The organism is Sutcliffiella cohnii, from assembly GCF_002250055.1.
Classification (GTDB): Bacteria; Bacillota; Bacilli; order Bacillales; family Bacillaceae_I; genus Sutcliffiella; species Sutcliffiella cohnii.
This window is the reverse complement of record NZ_CP018866.1, coordinates 2337634-2362884: the sequence shown is the minus strand read 5'-3', so window position 1 is coordinate 2362884 and position 25251 is coordinate 2337634. Positions and strand designations below refer to the sequence as shown.

Below are 25251 nucleotides of genomic sequence, written 5' to 3'. Positions count from 1 at the left end.
TGTTAATCACTATTAAGAACCTCCCTCTTCAAGTTCATTATTAATTCTGGTTTCAAAATAGCGATTGCTTTATACGTTTTAGTTTTAATTCGTTGTATTCACTTATGATGGTGATTTATATTCTTAGATGTTTTTACACATGCGGTTATCGTGGACTTTAAAATTCAACTTTGAATAAGATTTTCTGCATAGAGTTTTTATCATTTATGGGTTTATACATGTTTAGCTGCTGTTTTGCTTTGTTATCAAAAAATTTACATAAAGTTTCTTTATATCCCTTAAATAAATAAAATTAGATTTATAAGCGTTTCTTCCCTTCCAGTCCAACTTTTCTTATTTAATAATGAAAAAGGTCTTTTGCATAGCAAAAGACCAATATGATTAAGGTATTTTTATTACTTGCCCAACGAAGATCATATCGCTATTTAGCCCATTTAGTTCTTTTATTGCGTTTACAGTTGTATTAAATTGTTGGGATATTTTATATAAACTATCACCAGAAACCACTGTATATGTTTGGTAAATAGGTTGTTCTGGCATCGTATCCCCCACATTATCCCTTTGTTGAGAACTAGCTGCAGTCCATAGCGGATAACTATTCCAGACATTTGTATTTTCTTGACCGATACTCCAATGGCCTAACCCTTTAATACCGTGTTTTTGAACGAGTGAGGCCTTTGCTTTATACGATTCATCGTTTTCAAACCAAATTGTATACGTTCCTGCAGGTAAAGCTCGTCCTAGAACGTATGTTTTAGGGTCGGTTTCTTTAATTGTTACGATTGCTTTAGCAGATTGCGTTTTTTCATCAAAGGTTACTGTACTATCATAAGTGTTAATCATCTGATTTATTTGGGAGTTAGATAATGCATTTCCACCTTGACTTTGCCCCTCTATCCAGTATCGACCATAGTGAGCTAAACCAATGACAATTTTATCTCTAGGGACACCTTGATTAATAGCATATTGAATAGAACGTTGTACAAACGAGTAGCTTGCAACCGGCCCAGGGTTGCTTCCTTGATAACTTTCATCATAGGTCATAATCATGAGATAGTCAGCATGCTTCGCTAAGCTTGCATAGTCATATGCTCCATGCCAGCCTGTTGTCCACCCGTTCGGATTAGCAGCAACTGCAACTGACACTTCCTTGGAGGAAGGTAGCTTTTCTCTAACTAATTTAACAAATTCGGTAAAGTTTGCCCGGTCAGCATGTGTAATGTTTTCAATATCAATATTTATCCCGTTTAGATTATAGCGCATAACGGCATCGCGAATTTGCTCTGCTGCCTGCTCGCGGTTAGCTAACATACTTCTCCCTATTTCACGGTCCCAATGATTACTTAAGAACGGTACTACTCGAATGCCTTGATTTTGCATATTAGATATAAAAGTTTGATCAACTTGATACGTAAGTTTCAGCGTGCCATCCGGATTAATATCAAAATAACTAGGTGATACAGTATTCATTGAACGGTTTGTACGTAACACTTGATTAGTAAATCCTTTAGGGTCACCGAAATAAACATATCCTAAGTTAACGGATTCACTAGCTAAAATAGGTAAACGTAGAATTTGGTCCACGAATATTGTATCACTTTTCAGATTGTTTACTTGTCTAATTCCTTCAACTGTTGTATTGAATCTTTTTGCAATCATTGATAATGAATCTCCGGCAACGACTTTATAAGTTATTGCTTCAGATGAAACAATCTCCGATTTATTATCAGCGCGATCTGTTTGAATGACGGAGATGTTTAATCCATTGATATGTTGTAAACCACTTACATCCATGTCAATATTAAAGATACCACTTTCATTTACTTGATGAGTTACTATTAACGGTTCTTTGCCACTATTGTCATCTATTGTAATGGTAATTGATGAAAGTGGCTCTGCTGTCCCTGTCATAGAGTATAGCAAACGGCTACCTTCCATAACATATCCGCTCCTAACAATCGTTGGTTCGGAGTATTGGGTAACTTTTTTGATTGTAACCGTTTCAGGATTACCGCTATTTCCAAAAGAATCAGTTTGTGTAAGTTCAATATCGATTGGTCCATCTGTGAATCCTGAGAAATCTAGTCTAAATACAAACTCTCCGTTTGAAATTTTTGCTACTTCCTCGAAAGTTTGATCGCCATTCGTTGCTCTTATGAATACATTACCACCTTCTTCTTCACTACTACCATTTACTAAATAGTTGTTTTGATTAGTTTGATTAACAAAAGGTAACGCAGTTAATATTAACTCTTGTGGTGGAATAGTATCTTTCACTATGAATAATTGTTTTTTCTCACCTATATTTCCGATAGGATCGGTTGTTTGTATAGAGGCAGAAATATCGCCATCATTTAGTGACCGAAGATCAACACGAAAAATAACATTTCCTTCACTATCTGCAGTTCCTTCATCAGCTATTGTCGTTTTCCCATCTGATAATGTTAGTTTTACGTTTGCATTCGGTGTTGTTCTTCCAGAAAGCTCATATTCCCGTTCGTTATCACTAAAAATAGCTGGCGTACTACTCATTTCTAAAACGGGCTTTATAGTATTTTTTATTAATTCATAGCTTGACGATTCACTATAATTGCCCGCTCGGTCATTTGATGAAATTTCGAGAATTAACGGCCCATCTTCGAAAGGTGTAGTATCAATAATAATATTGAATTCTCCGTTTTCCTTTCCTTTTCCGGATGCTTCAATTTGTTGTCCGTCCAAACCTGTAACCGTTATATTTATCTCCGCGTTACTTTCGGCCTTACCATGTAATGTATAAGCATTTTCATTTTGATTATTAATGTAATTATGGGTTAAGAGTGTTGGTTTAAATGGAGGAACTGTATCTTTCTCAACTTCAAGTATAGTAGAATCACTTAAATTTCCAACGGTATCTCTTTGTTTTACATGAATTAGTAGCTTCGAATCATTTAATTCTTTTAGATCTAACGTTGTTACAAATTCCCCATTTGCCTTCACTTCTGTTTCGGTGTTTATTTTCATCCCATTATCATCGGTTACCGTAATATAGATGACCGATCCCGCTTCTCCTTGTCCATTAATCGTAAAATTGTGCTGGTTTCCATTATTAGCATAAGGAATTGCCTGAACAGTTGGAGTTGATGCGAAAGTATCTTTCGTGATAACCGTTGTTCTGGTTTCGCTTTTTACCCCCCTATTTGTAATTGCGAAAGAAGATAATGATATGTCTCCATCCGCTAACGGTTCTAAATTTATTTTTCCATTAAACAGACCATCTTCGTTACTTAACATTTGATGTGATACTTGCCTACCGTTTTCATCAATAAACGTAAGTTGGATCTCTGTTCCAGGGTCACTCTTCCCTGTAACCGTATATGCATCTACTGAAAGTCCGTTAATTGGATCTAAATAAGTAAATTGAGGAGCGTTTGGAGCTTTCACTTCCTCTTCTACTGTCATATGAATTGGAATAATTAATGTCTGACCTACCCGAATCATATCCGATTGCAATTGATTTGCATCTTTTATAGCATTAACGGTTGTATTAAACCGCTTCGCTATAACTGATAAAGAATCCCCTGGAACTACTGTATAATTAGTATTCGTTTCCTCGAGGATTGGTTTACTTTCTTCCTCTATAGGAGATGTCGTGTCAAGGTTAGTTGTTGGAATAACTAACTGTTGACCTACATGAATAATATCATTTGTTAGGTTATTTCTTTCTTTAATGGCGTTTACGGTCGTACTATATTTTCTTGCGATAACAGATAAAGAATCACCAGATACAACTGTATAAAGGACTGTTGTTTCCTCTACTTTTTCTTCCTTGATTGGTACAGATTGCTGAGGTTCTTCAATATTTATTGCTAGAGGTATTGTCAGTTGTTGTCCAACTCTTATTACATCGGTAGTTAATTGATTTTGTTCTTTAATAGCCGTAACGGTTGTATTAAATTTCTTAGCAATGACAGACAAAGAATCACCAGATATAACTGTATATAAAATATTGTTTTCTTCTGTTATTCCTCTTGGTTTTTCCTCTACTACAGGAGGTACTTCATTCGGTTCTTGAATGACAGGTGAAGTACCTGGTATGACTAATTTTTGCCCGATAAAAAGTACATCGGATGTAAGGTTATTCACTTCTTTAAGCCTAGTAACTGTAGTGTTGAAACGTTTTGCAATGACAGATAAAGAATCACCAGATACAACGGTGTAAATAGTAGTATTATTCGTTAGACTATCAGCATTTACTTCTTTTTCATTTTGTACCTTATCAAGAGTTATCGGGATTTTTAGTGATTGATTCACTAACAGTAGGTCACTTTGTAAATTATTAAAATCTCTAATCGTACTTGTTTCGGTATTAAACCGTTTTGCGATAACCGAAAGACTATCACCAGGAACGACTGTATATTCGAAAAATGGAAGCTTTAATGTTTGACCAACAAAAATAGTATTGGAAGTTAATTTATTAAGTTGACGAAGCACTTCAACATCAATATTAAATTGTTTAGCTATTAAAAAGAGAGTGTCTCCACTTTTTACGGTGTAACCTTTTAACTCATCATATGTAATGTTATATTCTTCTTTTGACTCAGAAGCAGGTGTTGAGGCTTGAGTCGGACTAGCTTCTAAAGTTAAAGTTGATATTAGCATCGTACCGACCATTATTTTTACAGAAGTAATTTTAAGTGATTTAAACCTTCCATTAACAACTGTCTGTATTTGATCAAGCAATTGTTCTTTTCTTTTCGGCTTCCGACCTAGCTCTGTAGCGAACTCCTGTAACGAAGGGTCAATATAGACGATTAAAGTAAAATGATCACCTACTGGCCTTAATTCGTAACGTTCTATATTTGTCAATTTTAAGCACCTCTTAATCAATGGTTGGTTTTATTTTGTCACAAAGCATCTTGATAATTCCCACTTTACAAAGAAGCACCAAAAAACCACCCTGCTATGTAAAATTACAAATTAGGGTGGTTTTTTGTTTATTTTATTGAACTGTTCTTTTCAATATTATTTTTTACTGGTGTAACAACAGCATAAAGAGAATCTGTTGCATCTGACACGTTCATCTCAACTACTTTATAGCCTGAGACATTATTCCAACTGCTTTCAATAAATAACTTCTGATTATTTTGCATCATAACTCATCCTTCTTTACTATTTTTTAACTCACACAGAAGTTAGTATATTCAGCAGTTGTTAAAATGTGATATTTATTTTAAGTAATAGTTTATCTATACGAAGTTTATTTTGCAATAATGTTCATATTTATAGAATAGCAAGGATAGCTGCCTAACACTCGTACGGAACATTGTAGTGCTTCTAATTCTGCTATTACTCCTGGTATGAGAATGTCATCCATTCCGTGATCTACATCAATAACAAAAAAGTAATTTCCTAAACCTGTTTTCGTTGGCCTTGACTCGATCTTTGATAAATTTAATTTCCTCCATGAGAAAGCCGATAGTACTTGATGCAATGCTCCGGAATAATCGGAAGGTAAAGTGATCATTAATGTTGTTTTATGTTTCGTATAAAGTGGTGAATGATCTTTCGTTAAAACAGTATTGTTGCTAACTATAATGAACCGAGTATGGTTATTTTCGAAATCATGAATATTATGTTTTAATATTTGAAGCCCATACTCTTCAGCCGCTAATTCGTTACCAATCGCTACGGATAGCTCGTTAGGATGTTCCATTATATATCGAGCGGCCTCTCCAGTAGAATTTGTATACTCAATCTCTGCATGAGGAAATTGTTCTCTTAGAAAATTATGACATTGTGCAATCGCGTGAGGATGTGAATAAACTTTTCTCACAGCCTCCAAGTCGCCACTGTTTTTTTGTAATCCGAGTAAATGTTGCCTAATTGGTACAATAACCTCTCCGATAATTGGTAAATGGACGTTATGAAGCAAATAATCCATCGTTAAATTAACCGAACCCTCTATTGCATTTTCTAATGGAACAACTGCAATGTCTACCTCTTCATTGATAACTCCATCAATTGATGAAGGTATAGTTTTATATTGATGTCCTTCTGCATTTGGAAAAACTGCTTTAGCAGCCATTTCTGTAAATGTGCCTTTTGGACCTAAGTATCCTACTTTTTTCATTCTTCACATGCCCTTCTGCTTTAAAACGTTATTTTATAATAGTATAATACCTTTTAACATTTTAGCAAATTAAATTATAAATATTCATTCATTTCATTTTATTTAAAATAATTGTAGTAGCCTTATCTTTTAATCGACTATAATGGATATAAATATTTATTTTTAGGAAAGGTTGCTAAATAATGAGAGAGATATTACTCGGTATTTTAGCTTCGATGTTTTTTGCGGTTACTTTTATTTTGAACCGTTCTATGGAACTTGCGGGAGGTAGTTGGTTATGGAGCTCTTCCCTTCGCTTTTTATTTATGGTCCCATTTTTAATAGTTATTGTTCTTTGGAGAAAAAATTTAATGCAATTACTTCAGGAAATGCGCAAAAATCTAGTACCGTGGCTACTATGGAGCTTTATCGGTTTTGTTCTATTTTATGGACCAATTACATTCGCTGCAGCTTATGGACCCGGATGGTTAGTTGCTGGAACTTGGCAAATAACAATTGTAGCTGGTGTGTTGCTTGGTCCACTCTTTTATGAATTTATTCAAACTAATAATGGGCCGGTTAAAATACGAAATAAAATACCAGTAAAGGCATTGTGTATTTCATTTTTAATTTTTATCGGTGTTGTTTTTATTCAATTTCAAAATGCAGCAAATTTCACTCTTTCGTTATTGCTGTTAAGTGTATTACCGGTGTTAATTGCCGCATTTTCCTACCCGTTAGGCAATAGAAAAATGATGGAGTTGTGTAAAGGTAAATTAGATACGTATCAACGAGTACTCGGAATGACATTGGCTAGCCTCCCCTTTTGGTTTCTAATAGGAGGATATGCCTTCGTTACAATAGGTGCTCCTTCGAATGATCAAATTGTTCAATCATTTATCGTGGCAGTTAGTTCTGGTGTCATTGCGACAACGTTATTTTTTATTGCAACAGATCGTGTTAAGCATGATCAGACAAAACTAGCAGCGGTAGAAGCTACCCAATCTACCCAAGTTTTTTTTGTGATCGTTGGTGAAGTTCTTTTACTTTCAAGCCCTTTTCCGAACAACATTGCTATTATTGGTTTATTTATCATTATGATTGGAATGTTATTGCATAGTTATTTTTCAAAGAAAGGTACGACTAACGTAACTGTTATGAAACACAAAGAAAATAACATTTAAAAAGACCCCTCAATTTAATTTGAGGGGTTTAACTTATGCATTAATTTCTTCTGCTATTACGTTTAGTCTTTTTTGCACTTCTTCTTCTGGTAAGTCGTGTTGTGCAATGTAACGATTTCTTGGGTGTACACGACATTCATGCGAGCAACTACGCATATATTTATGCTCATTTTCTTCTGAGCTTAATATTTTTTTATTACATTCTGGGTTAGCACAGTTTACATAACGTTCACATGGTTCACCTGTATAATGATCTTTACCGATAATTACGTGCTCTTTTTGGTTAACGGGAACGCTTATACGCTCATCAAATACATAGCATAGCCCGTCCCATAGTTGTCCTTGTACTTCAGGATCCTTTCCGTACGTAACAATTCCGCCATCTAATTGAGCTACATCTTCAAAGCCTTCTTCTAATAGCCAACCGGAGAATTTTTCACAACGAACTCCACCTGTGCAATAAGTTAGTATTTTCTTACCTTCAAATTGCTGTTTGTTTTCTTTAATCCATTGTGGCAATTCACGGAATGAATTAATATCTGGTCGTACAGAGCCACGGAAATGACCTAAGTCATACTCATAGTCATTTCTAGCATCAATTACTACCGTATCTTCGCTTTTCATAGCTTCGAAGAATTCTTTAGGTTTTAAATGTTTTCCTGTTGTTTTATTAGGGTCCACATCATTTTCTAAACGAAGAGTTACTAGTTCTGGTCTATAACGAACACGCATCTTTTTGAAAGCATGGCCTGTTGCTTCGTCAATTTTATAGATCATATCAGCAAAACGAGCATCTTGTTTCATATGATTTATATAGGCATCTGTTTGCTCTACGTTTCCAGAAACCGTCCCGTTAATGCCTTCATCCGCAATAATGATACGACCCTTTAAACCTAGCTCGTTACAAAAGTTTAAATGTTCCTCTTTGAATTGTTCAGCATTTTCTATATGAACATATTTATAATAAAGTAAAACTCTATATGGTTGATTCATTACTAGTCACCTACTACTTTCTAAAAAATCTTTTAAATGATGTATAATTTATTACATTATAATAATATACCAAAAAAAATGTCTGATTAGCAACTTTTTATATTTAGGCAAATAAGCTCGAAGTCCCTTTTCAAACATAGAAATCACAACTATATACTTAATGTTCCTATAAAGGAGAAATTATTTCAGGTTATTTTTTTGAAAATATATTTCGTTTTACGAAAAACATGTTAAAATACGTTTAAATACTTTAGAAGATTGAAGGGAAAAAGATTGGATAAAAAAACTTGGCTAATTTATGGAATGCTCACGTTAGCAACAGCAACGTGGGGTAGTGCGTTTATTGCAGGTAAGTATGCAGTAGTTAGTTTTGAACCGGCAACAGTCGCTTTTTTACGGTTTTTAGGAGCAGCAATCATTCTTTTTCCTATTATGTGGACTGTAGAAAAAAATCGCCCAAAACGAACGAAAAAGGATTATTTGTTATTTGCTATTTTAGGATTAACGGGAATTGCCATTTATAACATTTGTTTTTTCTTAGCAAGTAAGCATGCTCCAGTAATAAAAAGTTCTTTATTTATAGCGGCTAACCCTATTTTAATTGTGTTATTATCTAGCATATTTTTAAAAGAAAAACTAACTAAGAACCATATTATCGGGATGGTAATTGCTCTAACTGGGGTATCTTTTATCATTACAGAAGGTGACTTTGCTTCCCTTATACAATTAGGATTTGAGCCGATTGATTTGATTCTTTTAGGGGCTGTTATTAGTTGGGCACTCTATAGCGTGGTTGGTAAAGTCGTATTAGCGAAATTTAGTTCTATTTCTTCGACGACCTATGCTGTTGGGTTTGGTACTTTATTTTTACTCCCATTTGCTATTTATGAAACATCGTGGGCGGATATCCAGTCTGCATCGTTAACTGCTTGGCTTTCTATTGGCCACATGAGCGTTTTTGTTACAGTTATTTCCTTTGTTATGTATTACTACGGAATTAAAGAAGTAGGGGCTGCCAAATCTTCTATCTTTATCAACGTTATGCCACTTTCTGCTGTGATTATGGCAACTATAATATTAGGTGAAACGTTCACACTGTTTCATGCCATTGGTGCTACTTTCGTCATTATAGGGGTATATGTAGCAATGAGAGTGAAAAAAGATAAAACAAATAAAGGCAATCGTTTATCTACAAAAAAAATTGGCGCATAACACATATATCTAAGAAAAACCGCTTACCTTCTGATTGAGGTTAGCGGTTTTTTCTCTTAATACATTTCAACTTCATAATCTACTTCCATTTCGAGTTCATACTCTTCAATCAACGCATCAAGCTTAATTTGAAATTCTCTAATTATCGTTCGACCTTCTGCTAACCGTAAATTTGCCTCTTCAATAATAGAAACGTCTTGAAACTCAATACCGTCTAAAATAAGCATCATCGCTTCATATTGTTTTTTTGCACCACTAACGTATATGTCATGTACTTGTTGTACCTCTTCTGTATTTGGCTTTAATTTCTCCAATTCATTTAATAGCTTTTGATATCTAGGTATTACTTCTAAGTTTAATGTGTCATATAAAGTGTAATCATCTGTATAATTATATCCAACAACACTATCAAACAAGTCTATTGCTTCTTCCTCGAGATCTGCTAATGGTAATAGTCCTTCGTTAACATATTCTGTAATATCCTTTTCGACTGACGCGGAAAAACAACCGGAAACAAGTAGACACATGGAAAGAAATAATGCAAAACGCAGCTTCTTAATCGTAAGTCACTCCCACATTTATATTTACTCTTTTTACATATGAATAAAAATAAATATGGTGCCTGTATACGTATTTTTTTAATGTGCTTTCTCTTCGTTTTGTAGTAGAATCTTCGGAAATTCGGAAACAATAAAAAGACCCAATTACAAAGGTAATTGGGTCGAAAAAAAATTTTTTCATAAGCCACCATTGCCGTAACTTAAAATAAGAAAGTTTTAAACCACACTCCTCAAAGTGGGTGTTCGCAAAAGTGTTCATGTAGTCCTCAATCGAGGAGGCATTACATTCCAACTATAATTAAAACTCCCTATTACAGCATAAAGGTTAAAACTTTTTATTATTACGTACAGAGTAGCTTGTACAATTATATTACATGATTTTAGTATGGAAATCAAGTGCACCTTAAAGATGCTCTACACAATATGAAAGAATAACTGCTAGTTCATCCTCTTCTAATTCAAAATCTAAATACTTGTTTGTAGCTTCTTCATATAAATGATGACTTAATAGTCGGGGACCATTATCATCCATCGCAATCAGGACTTTTACATATACTCCACTTTCAGAATATAGTTCGTCCTCCTCTTCAACATCCAAGTGCAAAATACACTCATATCTTTTTCCGGTTAATATTCCTGTTGGATCGACTATTTCTTCTATTTCATGTTTGATTATATTCATTGAATTCAACCTCGTAACATTACTTTTCATTTATTAATTGTATTAAGTTATTTATAACATTGTAGATAACAGTTAATGCTTCCTTTACCGTCATATTGTCGTCGAAAGCTTCTACATAATTTAGTGTGAAATTAATATCCCATAGCCCATCATTTTGATTAAACATGGCAGCAAACTTTAGTTCATCACTATGTAATATGTCGTTGAAATAACTTTTTATTTTGTCTTCATGTTTCTTTTGGACTGGTAACCCTATCATAACGTTATACGTTCTGAATATGTCATCGAGTTCGATGCATACCCCTTCAACTTTCAATTTTGTGAAGGCATCCATTTCGACGTAAATATACTCAGCAATATGATCTTTTTCTATTAAGAAAGATATCTTTTCTTCGAGAAAAGCGGAAGTTTCCATTGCAATAACTTCATCTGTTTCTTTATGACTTCTTTCTATGTATACATCTTTAAAGAGTAGATTCTCCATCTTATTGCCATCCTTTATCGTAGTTTCTCTATCTAAGTTTAAGCTTCGTCATCAAAGTTTGTTTCAAAAGCTTTAGATACTTTATCGAACTCTTCATCACTAAGGATAGGGGCGAAATCGCCTTCTTCTTCCACTTTCAAGAAGAAAATATCCATATCTTCTTCCGAATCTGTCTCGATATCGTCTACGAACGCAACAGCTACATATGTATGACTTTCAACTTCCATTGTTGCTAGTATTTCCATTTCTTGCTCTTCTCCATTATCATCCGTTATGGTAAATACTTCACCAATTTTAACTTCTTCCATTCCAATTCCTCCTTTTATACAGTCTTCATATATTATGACCATACTTTTAACAGAATAGAAGAGTTTTGTTCCACTTTTCATAAAAAATTCCCTAGCCTTTGTCACATGCTAAGGAATAACTGTTCGTTTTGTGAGATTTTTAATGAAAATTGCTCTAACAATGATACGGAATTAATATCCGTATCAAATAACGGAATATAAATTTTTTTCTGCTCTAAAAAGCTTTGTTCAATTAATTTTAAATATGCCTGTTCGTTTTCTTTCCGATTTTTCCAAAATGGATCCTGTACTTCTACTTCTAATACTTTATTTACGATTAATGTCTTTACGAAAATGTTATGCTTTTTTAACTGTTCAATCGCCTTTTTAGTTTCTAGGATTGGCAGTCTTTCTGGATTTAAAGTGAAAATATACCCTGTCAATGATGTATTAAGTAGTATCGACCTTACTTTTGCGAATCGATCTTTTCTATGTTGCAAGACTTGAAAGATTGGATCTTCAATTGGTTCTCCGTCGTTTAATAGTTGACTATAATTTTCATTTGTTTTTTTTCGTCGCTCTAATAAGCCGTCTATCCATACACTCATAAGCTCTGGTAACGTTAATAATCTAATCGTATGTCCAGTAGGAGCAGTATCAAAAATAATAGAATCGTAATGTTCACCTTCATCTAATATAATGGATACGATTCGGTCAAATAATGCCGCTTCTTCGGCTCCTGGAGTAGAGCTAGCTGCATCTATTTGTTTATTCACTTCATCTTGCATATGAGAAGACACAACGCCGCGAATGTTTTCCTTCACTTGATTGATATATGCTCTTGCTTCTTCTTCTGGGCTAATTTCAATTGCAAATAAGTTTGGGTACACTTCTTTCGCACTGTTTTTTAATTTTTTATGAAATATATCCCCAATATTATGTGCGGGATCGGTTGAAACAAGCAAAGTTTTGCGTTGTTCTTTCGCTAACATTAATGCAATACCAGCTGCACTTGTTGATTTTCCAACGCCGCCTTTACCACCAACAAATAGTATTTTTTTATGCTTATTCATATTATTCATCCTTTTTAACAACAGCGGAAACCGCTGAGTGGTGATTTTTCCATTCCCATTCGTAAATGCCAATCATGAAACTTTTCCATCATATAAGGATAGAGCTCAAGCGTGTAGTAAAAAGCGGGATTTGGTAATCCTAACGTTTCAGAAAGACAAAGTAGTAAAAATAAATCATCTTCATTTCTAAGTTCTCTAGCAACTTCTGCCCGGTGCTGCACAGATAATATCTCATCATACCATTGAAATATTTTTTTTATGTTGTTTATATAGTCCATCTGTATCACCTATCTTTCTAATGGAAAAGGAGCCTAGCATAAACTAGGTTCCTTTTGAATCATATTATTGCTTAAACGTATTATCGAGCGAATTGTTATCTTTTTTCGAAAGCTCATAAATGGCAGTTAACACGATCCAAATAGCAAATACTAAAATAATCGCACCAAAAATGAATAATAGAAGATTTGCATTTGTTCCTTGTAAACCAGACCACTCAAAGAACACTTGTTGAATCATCGCCCAAGTAGTCATTACTAATAAAAACACCATAGGTATGAACGTTACTAAATAGTTTCTTCCTTGGCGTTTGAGCCATACGGAAATTAATAGTAAACTTATTCCGGCTAATAGTTGATTTGTAGTTCCGAATAATGGCCATAGTATATAACCACCAGAACCAAATCCATTTGGTCCTTTCGGTAATAATACTAGTGCAGCACTTGATAAAACTGCGATAGATGTAGCTACATGTGTTTTCGTAATAGTAGGAACTTTATACTCTACTCCTAGCTCTGAAATAATGTACCTCATTAAACGTACAGATGAGTCTAAAGTCGTAGCTGCAAAGCTTACTACAATGACGGAAATAATCGTTCTTGCAATGTCAGCTGGAATACCGATTCCGGTAACTAATTGAGCACCACCGGCGATAAAGTTTCCAAGACCGCCTTGATTTGCTGCTCCAAAACTACTATATGCTTCTTTAAATTCTCCAATATTAGCAAATAACGTTACACAAGCAATAATAGAAATTAATGCTAAGAAGCCTTCTCCTACAGCTCCAAAGTAACCGACAAAACGAGCATCTGTTTCTTTATCTAACTGTTTAGAAGTCGTACCTGATGAAACGAGTCCGTGGAATCCAGAAATAGCACCACATGCAATCGTTATGAACATTAGTGGTAGCCACGATTTATCTGCTGCGTCAGGGTTTGTCATTGGCGCAGTAATTTCTGGATTTAAGAATAATAGTCCTGCGTACATAATGACTAAGCCTACAACTAATTGATGAGAGTTAATATAGTCACGTGGTTGAAGTAATTTCCATACTGGTAGTGTAGAAGCGATATAACAGTAAACCATTAATATAATAATCCATACGAAGAAGGCCATGGAAACCCCGTCTAAGCCGAACAGAACAGTAGATCCTTCCCCACCGAAATATCGAACTAAATCAATTTGTAAAAATGGTACTTTACTAGTAACAACTGCAGTACCGTACATTACTAGGAGTGCAATAATGGATGGAATAAGCATGCTTTTCTTTCTTTTGAAAACGGCATAACCTATCCAAATTGCTAATGGAATTTCAATTAAAACTGGTAGTACGCTAGCCGGGAATCTAATAAATAGATTTGAAATAACCCAAGCGAAAACAGCGTTAACCATTAGTACTAAAATTAAAATAATAAATAAAAATAATAACTTAGCATTTCGTCCAATTAACTTATTAGCTAACGTTCCGACAGATTGCCCCTTATTTCTAACGGATAGAACAAGTGTTCCGAAGTCGTGAACACCAGCAGCAAAGACGGTTCCTAACACTACCCAAAGAAGGGCTGGTAACCATCCCCAATAAACTGCAATTGCTGGTCCTAAGATCGGAGCTGCCCCGGCAACAGAAGTAAAGTGATGCCCCCAAAGAACAGACCTTTTTGTAGGGACAAAGTCAACATCGTCTCTAAATTCATGTGCTGGAGTTACAAAATTAGGGTCTAGACGATAAATCTTTTCGGCAACAAATTTTGAATAATAGCGATACCCAAGGACAAATACTATCGTCCCAACTACAGCTAACCATATTGCACTCATCTTTTATCCTCCTCTACCTATTTAATAGTAGGTATTAATTACAACTACTATTATAATTTCTATGTAAGCGCTTTACAATATATATTTAGATTCTTCTGAATATTTTATATTTAAGAAGAAACAAATATAAAAAGCCTATGAATCTCTCATAGGCTCCTTCACTATATTAGTCCCAATCGATAGTTAGTATCTCTCCTGTATGAGCAGAAATATCTAGTTCTACCTCTTTACCTGATTGTTTCAGCTCAATTTCATAAACATATATACCATCATCTTCATCTAGCTCAACTTCTTCAACCTTACTATCTTTAATTTCATTTAATGCAATGGTAATTGCTTCTTCCTTCGTAATTAGTTTATTTTTACTTTTCTCAGTTGAACTGCTATTTGACTCATTACTGTTGATCCATTTTGAAATATCATCTTCTACGAAAATTACTTCCCCAGTATATGCGTCGATATAAATTTCTGCGTCATCATCCATCCATTCTACTTCTACTTCATATACGTATGAACCATTTTTTCTTTCTAGTTCAACTTCTTCTACTTCGCCTTTTCCAACATAGTTTAATGCAATGTTTTTAGCTTCCTCAACGGTTATTATTTCAACATTACTGTTGTTAACCTCTTTTGTATTACTTGAAGTATCGTTGTTGTTTGCCGAAACGACAGCTCCAATACCTCCAACACTTAACACTGCAACTAAAATTATTACCCATTTTTTCATCTCATTTTCCTCCTTTTTGTTCTTCAAATACATCTTAACCAATGAATCTTATAAATTCAGAAGAGAAAAATGAGAATTTGATGAGAGAATAAAATAAATTTCTCCATTAATCTTCCCAAATAATATTCAGTAACTCCCCGCTATACGCATCGATATAAACGTATGCTTCCATATCTTCATCTTCAACCTCTATTTCCACTTCAAATACGCTTCGACCGTTTTGTTGTATAAGTTCAACGTCATCAATTTCACCTTCCACGTTAGAAAGTGCTATTGCTATCGCTTCTTCTTCCGTTAGTAAAGTCTGTTCTGTTTCCGGTTCTTTGATGTCTGCTTCCAATTCTTCGGCAACCCGGTAAAGTAACAGTGCTCCATTAAAAGCATCCACTTCCATAAGAAAGGATCCGTCCCTTTGGCGGCCTTCCACACGGTATTTATTACTTTCATCGTTTAGTAATACAGAAACAATGACAGTTACCCCTTCTACGGTTTGATGAATTATTTCATTTAACTCTGTTAAACTTATGACATTCTTTAAAGGAGAGGTTTCCTGTACATGATCTTCCTTTTTATCATTTTGTAAAATGGTAATGATATCTCCAGAGTATGCATCAATTTCAATTGTATATTTACGGTCATTATCATCTAACTGTGCGACATAGATAGTATCTCCACCAGTGTCTAATTTTTCGATATTAATAATAGTTCCAGTATACTGTTCGTGAATAATTGTTTTAATTTCCTCTTCTTCGAGTGCAGCTTCTGTTGGTTTTAAGTACATTGGAAATAAAATTGCTATAGTAAGCGTTAAAATAAACAATAAAATGACTACCTTTTTTCTGTGAAGTAACTTCATTTTATTTCCTCCCGTATATCTTTACATTCTTTTAAAAATAGAGTGAAAGTAGTTCCTTCATTTACTGTACTAGCAACTTCAATTTTACCGTTATGTGCATCTATAATAGATTTTGCGATGGAAAGTCCTAATCCGCTTCCGCCTGTTTGTCGACTTCTTGTTTTATCCACTCTAAAAAAACGATTAAAAATATGGGGTAAATCTTCTGCAGGAATACCGATACCCTTATCAATGAAAAGTAATTTAATATAGTCCTTATCTTTTTCTATATTTATTTGTATGGGTGCTTTACTATATTTTAAGCCATTTTCTATAAGAATAAATAAAACTTGCTTTAGTTGTAAATCGTTTCCTAGCACAAAATATTCGGTATGTGTAGTTACTGAAACATCTCGGTCAAATGCTACGGATAGTTTTTTAGCCGTTTCTGTCGTTATTGCAGTAATATTAATTTTTTCCGAGAGCGTAGTAGCTTTTTCTTGTTCATTTGTTGCTAACAATAATAGTTGTTTCGTTAAGTTTTTCATTCTTATCGATTCATCATGAATTGCATTTATAGCTTCTTCCAGTCGATTTGGATCATGTTTTCCCCATCTTTTTAAAAGTTTAGAATAACTTTCAATAACGGTTAGCGGAGTACGTAATTCGTGTGAAGCGTCAGAAATAAATCGACGTTGTTTTTCGTAGTTGCTTTCTAATATTTCTATCATTTTATTAAATGTTTCCCCCATCTGCTCTAATTCATCTTTCGGTTTTTCCGAAACATTTAGGCGTTGGAAGGTTCCTTCTTTCCGAATTCGTTCCATTGTATTTTGTAATGTTTGAATTGGTTTAATAATAATCGTGCTCAATGACCGACCTGCTAGAAATGCAGGTACTAGTACAATAATAGAAGCAACAACTAATACAACTTTTAACGTATTCATTGTAGATTCATAAGCTACCATTTTCTCACTATACTCTAAAGCAACAACAGTTCCATCTTCCCAAATAACAGGTATGCTAGCTACAGCATAAGGATTATTGTTATGGTGGATAATTTCACTATGTTGAGATAATGAAAATGTAGAGGGAAGTGCTCTTAGGTCTGGATCTTTCGTAATAATGACAGCTTCCTTTCCTGTATCCCGAATTACTCTTATGATGCCATTAGTTGGTACATACCCTGATAAAAGCTCGGATGCCCTTGCGGTTACTGTTCGGTCATGTTTAATAGAGGAAGCAATCGATTTTGCTTGATTGCTTACACGCTCTAACTCAGAGTTTGCTGTTAAATGATTAAAGGATAAATAAATACTACCGTTTACAACTAATAGTAATAAAAAAAGTAAGCCGGTCGAATATAATGTTATTCTTCTAGATATACTCATTTTTTACTTTCCCTCATACTATAACCAACTCCGCGAATTGTGTTTATTAAAGGATTTGGAAATGGTTTGTCTATTTTTTGTCTCAAATATCGAATATATACGTCTACTACATTCGTATCCCCGTAATAATCAAACCCCCAAACATTTTCTAAAATTTGATCTCTATTTAACACTTGTTTCGGATGTTGCATCAAATAAATTAATAAATCAAACTCTCGCGGTGTTAAATCAATTAATGTATTGTCCCGTACAACTTCCCTCGTTTGTAAGTTAACACTTAAATTGTCCATGGAAAGAATTGTGTCTTGTTGAGGGATAATATTTCCCTGCACTCTTAAACATGCACGAATTCTTGCAAGCAATTCTTCAATTTCAAATGGCTTTGTCACGTAATCATTTGCTCCTTGATCTAAGCCCATAACTTTGTCAACAATCGTATCACGTGCCGTCAATAAAATAACTGGAGTTTGATTACCTCCCGTCCTCATTCTTCTTAATACTTCTATTCCACTAAGAATTGGAATCATAACGTCTAGCAATAGTAAAGACCATGTTTCTCTTTCTACACTTTGTAGTGCAGATTCCCCGTCAGACACTATTGAAGTTTCATATCCTTCATGTTCCAGTTCTAACTGCAATACTCTTGCAATGTTGGCTTCGTCCTCAACAATTAAAATTTTCTCTTTGCTCATTTTTTGTACCTCTTTTTTTATATATAGTTATAGTTTAACAATTTTTATAAAGTTAAACTATATATCAACGTGTATGTGATTATTAAAGGAATGATAACACAAATAATCTTCGCCTTTAAAACAAAGCAAAATAAAAAGGCCTAACGTAAGTTGGCCTACCCGATTTGCTGTTCTTCGTCTGTTTCATTTAGTAATGAGCGCTTAGAAGGGATAATCGAAATTTCATTTTTCTTTAATAAATGCTGTATATGCTCTATTGGCATGGCACCGCGACCTTTACCATTTTCAAGTGTGAATTGAACAATATCTCCACTTTTACGAACAATTGTAAATTTTTCAGCACTATTAAAATAACCGTTAATATTAGCTGAGATTTGATATTCAGTACCCTTCTCATACATGTTGGGAAAACTCCCTTTCTACTTCGTTTTTATTTAGTATGAGAATATTTAACATGAATTATTCATTAATGAGTAATATTACTCTATTTATGTCTAGGATATTTTGCCACAACATGTATAGCGCTAGTAATACGTTTATTTATCCATCTTAAGTTTTCTTTATTATTTAACTTATTGTAGGCGTTTTGACGCCCTTCTTCTGTAGTAACATAATGACTAGGTAGAGTATTTAAACTCAATGCGACAATGTCTGTTCTACATTGTTCACACTTGCAAAATGCCTGATAATCGGTACCTAGCATTTGAACTGTTACAAGTGTTTCTACTAGTTCCTCCATTACATTAACTAATTTTTTTGACATGAAAAAATTCCTGCTTCCAATTAATTTATGGTTCTTTCAATGTGACTGACTTAGTTTAATATGAATCTTTTTTATTTTCAAGTACCTTGTCAAATAATTAGTTGCTTTCGATAAAATTTTGGATAATTTGTACCTCTTTACTATACACTTCTTTCCCTAAAGCAATTAGCTGCTCGATAAATTCGATATCGTCAAAAGGCATTTCTTCTCCAAGCTCGGCGTTTAAACGTAAATACTGTGAGCCTAATAATAATTGACAATGGTAAGAAACAGACTCTGAAGATAAATGCAGTGCTAAATCAAGCAGTTTAGGGGTTATTTTTAATGAGGGCAACTGAAAAGGCAACCATTGTTTAATCCCCCAATCAATATTTTCCGATATCGAAAAATCAATCTTTTGTTGCCCTGTCCCTAAAGATAGTATATTGATCTCGTTAATATTTTGTTGGAAATGATGTAGAGCTTCCGTCATACATACTAGTGATGGATTGTTTGCCCATAGACCTCCATCAATCGATAAATATCGATTGTTAATGTTGTTAGGTGGAAAATAAACGGGTGCAGAACATGATGATAAAACAGCATCCCATAATTGCACACTGTTGTCAGTCTCTTCCTGAAAGCCAAAATTTGAACGATGGACAAAAGGTTTACCATGAGTAATATCTACAGCTGGGATGAGAAGTGGTTTTTGAATGTCGGATAAGGAAAGGTCACCGAACGCTTTTTGAAAAAATCTCCTCAAATATCGATCGCTATATATACTTTTAAAAAATCCTACCTTTGCTTGTTTGACAAAAATTTTTTTGCCGTACTTTTTGTAACTTGCCATCAGTTTATCCATACTTATTTTACATGTAATGGAAGCGGCAATGATTGAACCAGTACTTGTGCCGGCAAAGCAATCGAATAGCTCGTAAATTGGCTTTTTATATTTGTTTTCAATTTCTTGTAAAATGGCAATGGCAAAGACTCCTCTTATTCCACCACCGTCGATACTTAACATCTTCATATTTTTTCACCTTTTATACAATTTCCCTTGCTTCAATACAAAGAAAATCACACTCTTTGAATGTCCTCTTAATAGCTTCTCACCTACACGGCGTAATATTCTATATTATGAATAATGCATTCTTCTTTACCGAAATGGTAATGGGTGTTTCCCCTAAAACTTCTCCGTCTCCTTGAATATGTAAACGAACATCACTTGATATGGAAATATTTATTCCTTGAAGTAACATTACTTCCTTTTCAAATATGTGACTGCCCATAAACACTTTATAGAACAGTTTAAGTAATTTTAATTTTGTTTTACTCGAAATGATGCAAATGTCTAATTTCCCATCACTATTTCTGGCACTTGGACAAATTTTTAAACCTCCACCATAAAATTGGCTGTTTGCTACGGCAATTAACCAAACGTCATCAATTATTTTTACGCTTCCATCTATATTTATTTTTACAGTGGAAGGTTTATAGGTTAAAAATAATCGTAATGCGTTAATAATATAGGAGTGTTTTCCAAGCTTCCATTTATTCATGTAATGTTTCAGCCTTGATCTGTTCGTTAATTCAGCTACTTGTGCATCAAATCCAACACCGATAACATTTCCAAAATGTCCAAAATTACTATGTAAAAGGTCGATTGTACCAGTATTCACTTGTAAAATTCTATCAAGTGCTAGTGCGCAATCATTCGGAATATTGTTTGCTCTAGCAAAATCATTACCAGTACCAGCGGGAATAACGCCAATTGGGATGGATGTAGCTTGTAATATATTAATAGTTTCATTGATGGTTCCATCGCCACCAACTACAACAACGGCACTGATGTACATGTCTTCCTTAAGTACAGTATTCCAGAGATGTTTTTCGAGTTTCCCTTTTTGAGGTTCTGTTACATAATAATTGTATGAAACCTGTTCCTTTTCCAACCGCTTGCGTACTTCTTCCCATACGTTTTTTCCTAGTCCATCTCCTGAAGTAGGATTCACGATAAAATAAAACATATAGAAACCCCCTATCCACGCTTTCTATTCTTTTCTTTAGAATACCTGTTGTATGGAAGGAATAACAATCTTTTTTTATTAGGATTGTTCGCTTAAACACTTTTACTAATTGTAAAAAAATTGTTGACAATAACAGCTCTAGCTCATATAATTACCTTGAAGTTAATTATCTCGAATTTGAAATTTATTAATTAAGGGGAATTAGGGAGGAATTATTATGGCAAAAACAAATTGGGTTTTGGATCCAACTCATAGCTCAGTAGACTTTTCAGTCAAACATATGATGTTTGCGACAGTTAAAGGTGGGTTCGAAGCATTTAATGCTACTATCGTTGCAGATCCACAAGATTTAACTACTGCTACGATTGAATTTACCGTTGAACTAAATAGTGTTAATACACGTAATGACGATCGTGACAATCACCTTCGCTCTGCAGACTTTTTTGATGTTGAAAACCATCCAACTATGACGTTCAAAGCAACTAACATTGAAAAAACAGATGATAACGAATATGATGTTACAGGTGATTTAACTATTCGTGGAGTGACAAAATCTGAAACTTTGCTTGTTACATTTGAAGGGTCTGGAATTGATCCCTGGGGAAATGAAAAAGCTGGATTTGCTGTGGAAGGAAAAATTAAACGTAGTGATTACGGATTAACTTGGAATGCAGCGCTTGAAACAGGTGGAGTATTAGTTGGTGACCAAATTAAGGTTTCCTTACAAATTCAAGCAGCAAAAGAAGCATAAAAACTTTCAACAGTGGAGGGTCATATCCCCCACTGTTTTTTACTTTATTTAGAGATTCTTTCCTATTCCAATTAACATAGAAATTGTTGAGCAACTAGTTCATAGGACTTAATCTTATCTTCGCTACGATGGACGTTCGTGATAATCATTACTTCATCTGCATTATATTGATTGATTAGTTCTCCTAGCTGATTCTTCACTTCAAGAGGATTTCCGATAATCATATTATGTTTACTAGCCTCATCTATCTCTTTCTTTCCTATAGACTGTAAGTATTTTTTTGCTTCCACTATTGATGGCAACGCTTCTTGTTTTTCTCCTCTCATCATCTTTATACTCCAAGCTAAATTACTTAATGAGAGTTCGTGTGCTTTGTCAGTGGATTCTGCGCAAATAACAGAAACTGTAACGATACTATAAGGTTCGGATAAAAAATTACTAGACTTAAACTGTTTTTTATAAGAGGAAACGATTTCTGTTCCATTTTTTTCACTCATAAATTGACCAAACGCATAACTTACTCCTTTTTCGGCAGCTAGTTGAGCACTTTTCCCACTTGTACCTAACAACCATGGTTGTGGTGCATTCATAGGTAATGGAGCTGCTGAAATTCCGGAGAAAGGGTGATCTTTCGGAATGTCGTGTTGTAATAAGTGCAGTAATGTTTGAAAAGAATCGGGCATATTTCGTACGTTCTCTAAAAAGTTGCCAGATAATGCGATAGAAACTTCTGCTGAACCGCCTGGAGCTCTACCGATTCCTAAGTCTATTCTATTTGGGAATAATGTAGCTAATAGGTTGAAGTTTTCAGCTACTTTGAACGGTTTATAGTGAGGCAATAAAATTGCACCAGAACCAATTCTTATTGTTTTTGTTTGTTGACCTATGTACGCTAACATAATTTCTGGAGAAGGACACGCCAATCCAGGAAAATCATGATGTTCAGCAATCCAGTACCTTTTATAACCTAAACATTCACCAACCTTTGCTAATTCGGTAGAATCTAAAAGCGCATCTCTTGCAGATTTACCGGAAGAAATAACAGCTTGGTCAAGGATACTCAATTTCACGGTACCACCTCCATATCGATAATTTTTCCATAGTTTGTTTATTATAACCTTTACTAAAAAAGCCTGCTAAAAATATAGCAGACTTTAAACGAATTATATGGATAGTAAGGATACTGTATCTCTTTGTTCTAAACCATGAACCATCTCTAACCATTCTGTTGGCTTGTTCTCTAAAACAGAATAATATCTCTTTAAAAATTGAACGATTAAATTTGCGGGTAGTTCAGTAGCGTTATTCATCGGTAAGAAACATAAATCTAATCCAGAAACTGCTTCACCATCATTATTCCATGAAGGATGAACATAATTAAATTCTAATTTTCTATAACCTAAATGAGCCAATACTTCACGACGAACGTAAGGATTCATAGACTTTACTCCACCAAAATCATAATGGTCTACTAGGTATGGGTTATATATTTCTGCAAACATTCCGCTTAATTGCTGTCCATTATCTTTTGCTAATGAATGTAAATCAACTAATCTTTTTTCTGCTAGGAATGGTCCTACTCCAACACCGTCTTTTCCAATAATCGTAAAATCAGTCATTGCCACGTTAAAATCTTCGTAATAACGGTATTCTGTTGCACCAACAACCTCGTTATTGACTACAGCAACGAACACACGAATTGTTGGATCTTCTAACGGCTCTTTCCATAGACTAAATTCAAGTACTTCTTCTTTAGGAAAGACAGTTTGCATTAATTGATGCATTTGTTTAAATAAAGGATCTTCTATTGAGGTGATACGACGATATTCCATTTTTTCATCTCTCCTAATCTTCTATCTTAATAAATGGATTTTTCCATTCCATTAGTGCACCATAATTACAAGAATCAGCATCTTCTAAATAATTCTCAACCACTTTAACAGGAGTTCTACCGGCTCTAAGTAAAAAGGTGATAACCGGATCTTTTAGCTCTCCCTTAACAACTGCATCAAAATATTGTGATGGTGTTAAAGATTCAGCCTGTTTATGAAAGCCTGGCATTCTCCCACCACCTAGTAAACGGGTTAATTTCTTTTCAATTACAATCTCATACATGGACTGCATTAGATGTTTACCAAGTCCTAATTTTCGATATTGTGGACTAACACAAATGTCAACTACGTATAACGTATTACCATTATCATTATGATTACGTATATACCCGTTATCAGTGATGTCTTCCCATGTATGATCTTCATTATGGTAATCTACTATTAATCCAGTCATAGAGCCAGCGATCCGGCCATCTACTTCAATGCAAAGCGCCCCTTCTGGGAAAAGTTTAACATGATTTGATAGTTGTTCCTCATTCCACCATAATTCGGATGGAAATGGTGGTGGGAAGCTTTCTTCTTGAACTTTCATGAGACTAGTGAAATCGGACTCCTTATAATTACGAATAATTGCTAGTTTCGGTTGGTCATTATCAAAAACATATAATTTCTTGAAATACAAATTATCTTCCCCCCTTATTGAATAACAAGTTTTGTTGGGGCTTCCCAGTCTGGATAAAGATCTGTTCTACGGTCCCTCCATGTAGTAACAGATCCTTTTTCTCTTACTTCGTATAATAATTGTAAATCTAAGTCAGCTGTAACAATCATATCTTGGTTAATCTCACCCTCTGCCATTATTCCTTTTGGGGGAAATGGAACGTCGTTTGGAGTAATAATCGCTCCTTGACCAAAGTTACCTCGCATAAAGTCAACAGTTGGTAATGAGCCAATTGTTCCAGTTGTCACAACGTAAACTTGATTTTCAATCGTACGAGCATGGCAAGAATAACGAACACGATGGAAACCGTGACGATCGTCCGTACAAGATGGACAGAAAATAACGTCTGCGCCTTTCGCTTTTGCCATACGGACAATCTCTGGGAATTCAATATCATAACAGGTTAACATTGCTATTGTCCCTTTATCCGTATGGAATACTTCTAAACTATCTCCTGCTGACATATTCCACTCATTTACTTCTGTAGGAGTAATATGAAGCTTTGCTTGCTCAGCAACTCTTCCATCAGGATAAAATAAATGTGCAACATTATATAATTTATCATTACGTCGAACGACATGCGTACCACCAATAATATGCATACCAGTCTCAGTAGCTAATTTAGTAAATAACGATAGGTATTGTTCTGTAAAATTAGGTAGATCTTGTATAGATAATGCTTCCCCATTTTCATTCCCTATCGACATTAATTGAGTTGTAAAAAATTCAGGAAATAAAACGAAGTCTACATCAAATTCTTGTGCTGTTTTCACATAATGCTCCACTTGGCGAGCGAACTCTTCGAAGCTATGAATAGTATGGAGATGATATTGAACGGCAGAAACTCGTAGTTTCATTATAATCTCCCCTTTC

The 25251-nt window shown here is 34.5% G+C and carries 26 protein-coding genes and 1 other RNA gene; 3 read left to right on the top strand and 24 right to left on the bottom strand.

The genetic code is table 11. The features are described 5' to 3' along the window. Window positions 1–381 precede the first annotated feature (381 nt). The 3 genes from BC6307_RS25345 to pheA all read right to left on the bottom strand — a co-directional run bounded on the left by BC6307_RS25345 (window position 382) and on the right by pheA (window position 6112). Complete coding sequence (locus BC6307_RS25345) at window positions 382–4848, bottom strand: LysM peptidoglycan-binding domain-containing protein (RefSeq protein ID WP_066410994.1); 4467 nt, start codon at window positions 4846–4848, stop codon at window positions 382–384. Between the two features lie 128 nt (window positions 4849–4976). Then, the gene (locus tag BC6307_RS24800) at window positions 4977–5132 is read right to left on the bottom strand and encodes a hypothetical protein (RefSeq protein ID WP_157076569.1); all 156 of its coding nucleotides are present in this window, start codon (window positions 5130–5132) and stop codon (window positions 4977–4979) included. Between the two features lie 107 nt (window positions 5133–5239). Further along, a complete protein-coding gene (gene pheA / locus BC6307_RS11680) occupies window positions 5240–6112 on the bottom strand; it encodes a prephenate dehydratase (RefSeq protein ID WP_066410993.1) in 873 nt (290 codons plus the stop codon). Between the two features lie 182 nt (window positions 6113–6294). On the opposite strand from pheA, the gene BC6307_RS11675 reads away from it, so the two are divergent. Then, window positions 6295–7275 carry a DMT family transporter gene (locus BC6307_RS11675; RefSeq protein WP_066410990.1) on the top strand — a complete coding sequence of 327 codons (981 nt, stop codon included), beginning with the start codon at window positions 6295–6297 and terminating at the stop codon, window positions 7273–7275. Window positions 7276–7308: 33 nt separating this feature from the next. Here the strand turns inward: BC6307_RS11675 and trhO are convergent, their stop codons facing one another. After that, window positions 7309–8268 carry an oxygen-dependent tRNA uridine(34) hydroxylase TrhO gene (trhO, locus tag BC6307_RS11670; RefSeq protein ID WP_066410989.1) on the bottom strand — a complete coding sequence of 320 codons (960 nt, stop codon included), beginning with the start codon at window positions 8266–8268 and terminating at the stop codon, window positions 7309–7311. Between the two features lie 303 nt (window positions 8269–8571). Between trhO and BC6307_RS11665 the strand changes: the two genes are divergently transcribed. Beyond that, complete coding sequence (locus BC6307_RS11665; RefSeq protein ID WP_066411110.1) at window positions 8572–9480, top strand: DMT family transporter; 909 nt, start codon at window positions 8572–8574, stop codon at window positions 9478–9480. A 56-nt stretch (window positions 9481–9536) separates the two neighbouring features. Here BC6307_RS11665 and BC6307_RS11660 read toward each other — a convergent pair whose 3' ends face one another. The 16 genes from BC6307_RS11660 to BC6307_RS11585 all read right to left on the bottom strand — a co-directional run bounded on the left by BC6307_RS11660 (window position 9537) and on the right by BC6307_RS11585 (window position 21074). Further along, window positions 9537–10007 (bottom strand): hypothetical protein, encoded by a 471-nt coding sequence (locus tag BC6307_RS11660; RefSeq protein WP_066410988.1) that lies wholly within the window; start codon window positions 10005–10007, stop codon window positions 9537–9539. A 210-nt stretch (window positions 10008–10217) separates the two neighbouring features. Beyond that, window positions 10218–10402, bottom strand: a non-coding RNA gene (ssrS, locus tag BC6307_RS11655) — 6S RNA. Window positions 10403–10443: 41 nt separating this feature from the next. Beyond that, on the bottom strand, window positions 10444–10722 hold the full coding sequence (locus tag BC6307_RS11650) for a DUF6509 family protein (protein ID WP_066410987.1): 279 nt from the start codon (window positions 10720–10722) through the stop codon (window positions 10444–10446). Between the two features lie 19 nt (window positions 10723–10741). Further along, window positions 10742–11206 carry a hypothetical protein gene (locus tag BC6307_RS11645; RefSeq protein WP_066410986.1) on the bottom strand — a complete coding sequence of 155 codons (465 nt, stop codon included), beginning with the start codon at window positions 11204–11206 and terminating at the stop codon, window positions 10742–10744. A gap of 38 nt (window positions 11207–11244) precedes the next feature. After that, complete coding sequence (locus BC6307_RS11640) at window positions 11245–11514, bottom strand: DUF1292 domain-containing protein (protein ID WP_066410984.1); 270 nt, start codon at window positions 11512–11514, stop codon at window positions 11245–11247. A gap of 101 nt (window positions 11515–11615) precedes the next feature. After that, window positions 11616–12566 carry an ArsA family ATPase gene (locus tag BC6307_RS11635; protein ID WP_425319494.1) on the bottom strand — a complete coding sequence of 317 codons (951 nt, stop codon included), beginning with the start codon at window positions 12564–12566 and terminating at the stop codon, window positions 11616–11618. 14 nt (window positions 12567–12580) lie between these two features. Next, on the bottom strand, window positions 12581–12844 hold the full coding sequence (locus BC6307_RS11630; RefSeq protein WP_066410982.1) for a cory-CC-star protein: 264 nt from the start codon (window positions 12842–12844) through the stop codon (window positions 12581–12583). A 64-nt stretch (window positions 12845–12908) separates the two neighbouring features. After that, the gene (locus BC6307_RS11625; protein WP_066410980.1) at window positions 12909–14657 is read right to left on the bottom strand and encodes a carbon starvation CstA family protein; all 1749 of its coding nucleotides are present in this window, start codon (window positions 14655–14657) and stop codon (window positions 12909–12911) included. A 166-nt stretch (window positions 14658–14823) separates the two neighbouring features. Next, window positions 14824–15384: a PepSY domain-containing protein gene (locus tag BC6307_RS11620; protein WP_066410979.1), complete on the bottom strand. Its 561-nt coding sequence runs from the start codon at window positions 15382–15384 to the stop codon at window positions 14824–14826. 106 nt (window positions 15385–15490) lie between these two features. Continuing rightward, the gene (locus BC6307_RS11615; RefSeq protein WP_066410977.1) at window positions 15491–16240 is read right to left on the bottom strand and encodes a PepSY domain-containing protein; all 750 of its coding nucleotides are present in this window, start codon (window positions 16238–16240) and stop codon (window positions 15491–15493) included. Beyond that, complete coding sequence (locus tag BC6307_RS11610) at window positions 16237–17610, bottom strand: HAMP domain-containing sensor histidine kinase (RefSeq protein ID WP_066410975.1); 1374 nt, start codon at window positions 17608–17610, stop codon at window positions 16237–16239. The genes BC6307_RS11615 and BC6307_RS11610 overlap by 4 nt, the downstream gene beginning before the upstream one ends. Further along, complete coding sequence (locus BC6307_RS11605; protein WP_066410972.1) at window positions 17607–18302, bottom strand: response regulator transcription factor; 696 nt, start codon at window positions 18300–18302, stop codon at window positions 17607–17609. Before BC6307_RS11605 ends, BC6307_RS11610 begins: the two co-directional genes overlap by 4 nt. Window positions 18303–18457: 155 nt before the next feature. Continuing rightward, window positions 18458–18703 (bottom strand): hypothetical protein, encoded by a 246-nt coding sequence (locus BC6307_RS11600; RefSeq protein WP_066410971.1) that lies wholly within the window; start codon window positions 18701–18703, stop codon window positions 18458–18460. Window positions 18704–18786: 83 nt separating this feature from the next. Continuing rightward, on the bottom strand, window positions 18787–19065 hold the full coding sequence (locus tag BC6307_RS11595; RefSeq protein ID WP_066410969.1) for a late competence development ComFB family protein: 279 nt from the start codon (window positions 19063–19065) through the stop codon (window positions 18787–18789). 97 nt (window positions 19066–19162) lie between these two features. After that, the gene (locus BC6307_RS11590; RefSeq protein ID WP_066410968.1) at window positions 19163–20077 is read right to left on the bottom strand and encodes a CBASS cGAMP-activated phospholipase; all 915 of its coding nucleotides are present in this window, start codon (window positions 20075–20077) and stop codon (window positions 19163–19165) included. A gap of 100 nt (window positions 20078–20177) precedes the next feature. Next, window positions 20178–21074: a diacylglycerol/lipid kinase family protein gene (locus tag BC6307_RS11585; RefSeq protein WP_066410966.1), complete on the bottom strand. Its 897-nt coding sequence runs from the start codon at window positions 21072–21074 to the stop codon at window positions 20178–20180. A 217-nt stretch (window positions 21075–21291) separates the two neighbouring features. Here BC6307_RS11585 and BC6307_RS11580 point away from each other — a divergent pair, with 217 nt between their 5' ends. Continuing rightward, on the top strand, window positions 21292–21825 hold the full coding sequence (locus BC6307_RS11580) for a YceI family protein (RefSeq protein WP_066410964.1): 534 nt from the start codon (window positions 21292–21294) through the stop codon (window positions 21823–21825). A gap of 71 nt (window positions 21826–21896) precedes the next feature. Here the strand turns inward: BC6307_RS11580 and BC6307_RS11575 are convergent, their stop codons facing one another. The 4 genes from BC6307_RS11575 to BC6307_RS11560 form a co-directional block, all read right to left on the bottom strand. Beyond that, window positions 21897–22895, bottom strand: a complete 999-nt coding sequence (locus tag BC6307_RS11575; protein ID WP_066410962.1) for an LLM class flavin-dependent oxidoreductase — start codon at window positions 22893–22895, stop codon at window positions 21897–21899. Window positions 22896–22988: 93 nt separating this feature from the next. Continuing rightward, on the bottom strand, window positions 22989–23657 hold the full coding sequence (locus tag BC6307_RS11570) for a GNAT family acetyltransferase (protein WP_066410957.1): 669 nt from the start codon (window positions 23655–23657) through the stop codon (window positions 22989–22991). Window positions 23658–23670: 13 nt separating this feature from the next. Next, window positions 23671–24339 (bottom strand): GNAT family N-acetyltransferase, encoded by a 669-nt coding sequence (locus BC6307_RS11565; RefSeq protein ID WP_066410954.1) that lies wholly within the window; start codon window positions 24337–24339, stop codon window positions 23671–23673. Between the two features lie 14 nt (window positions 24340–24353). Beyond that, a complete protein-coding gene (locus BC6307_RS11560) occupies window positions 24354–25235 on the bottom strand; it encodes a carbon-nitrogen hydrolase family protein (RefSeq protein ID WP_066410952.1) in 882 nt (293 codons plus the stop codon). Between the last annotated feature and the right edge of the window lie 16 nt (window positions 25236–25251).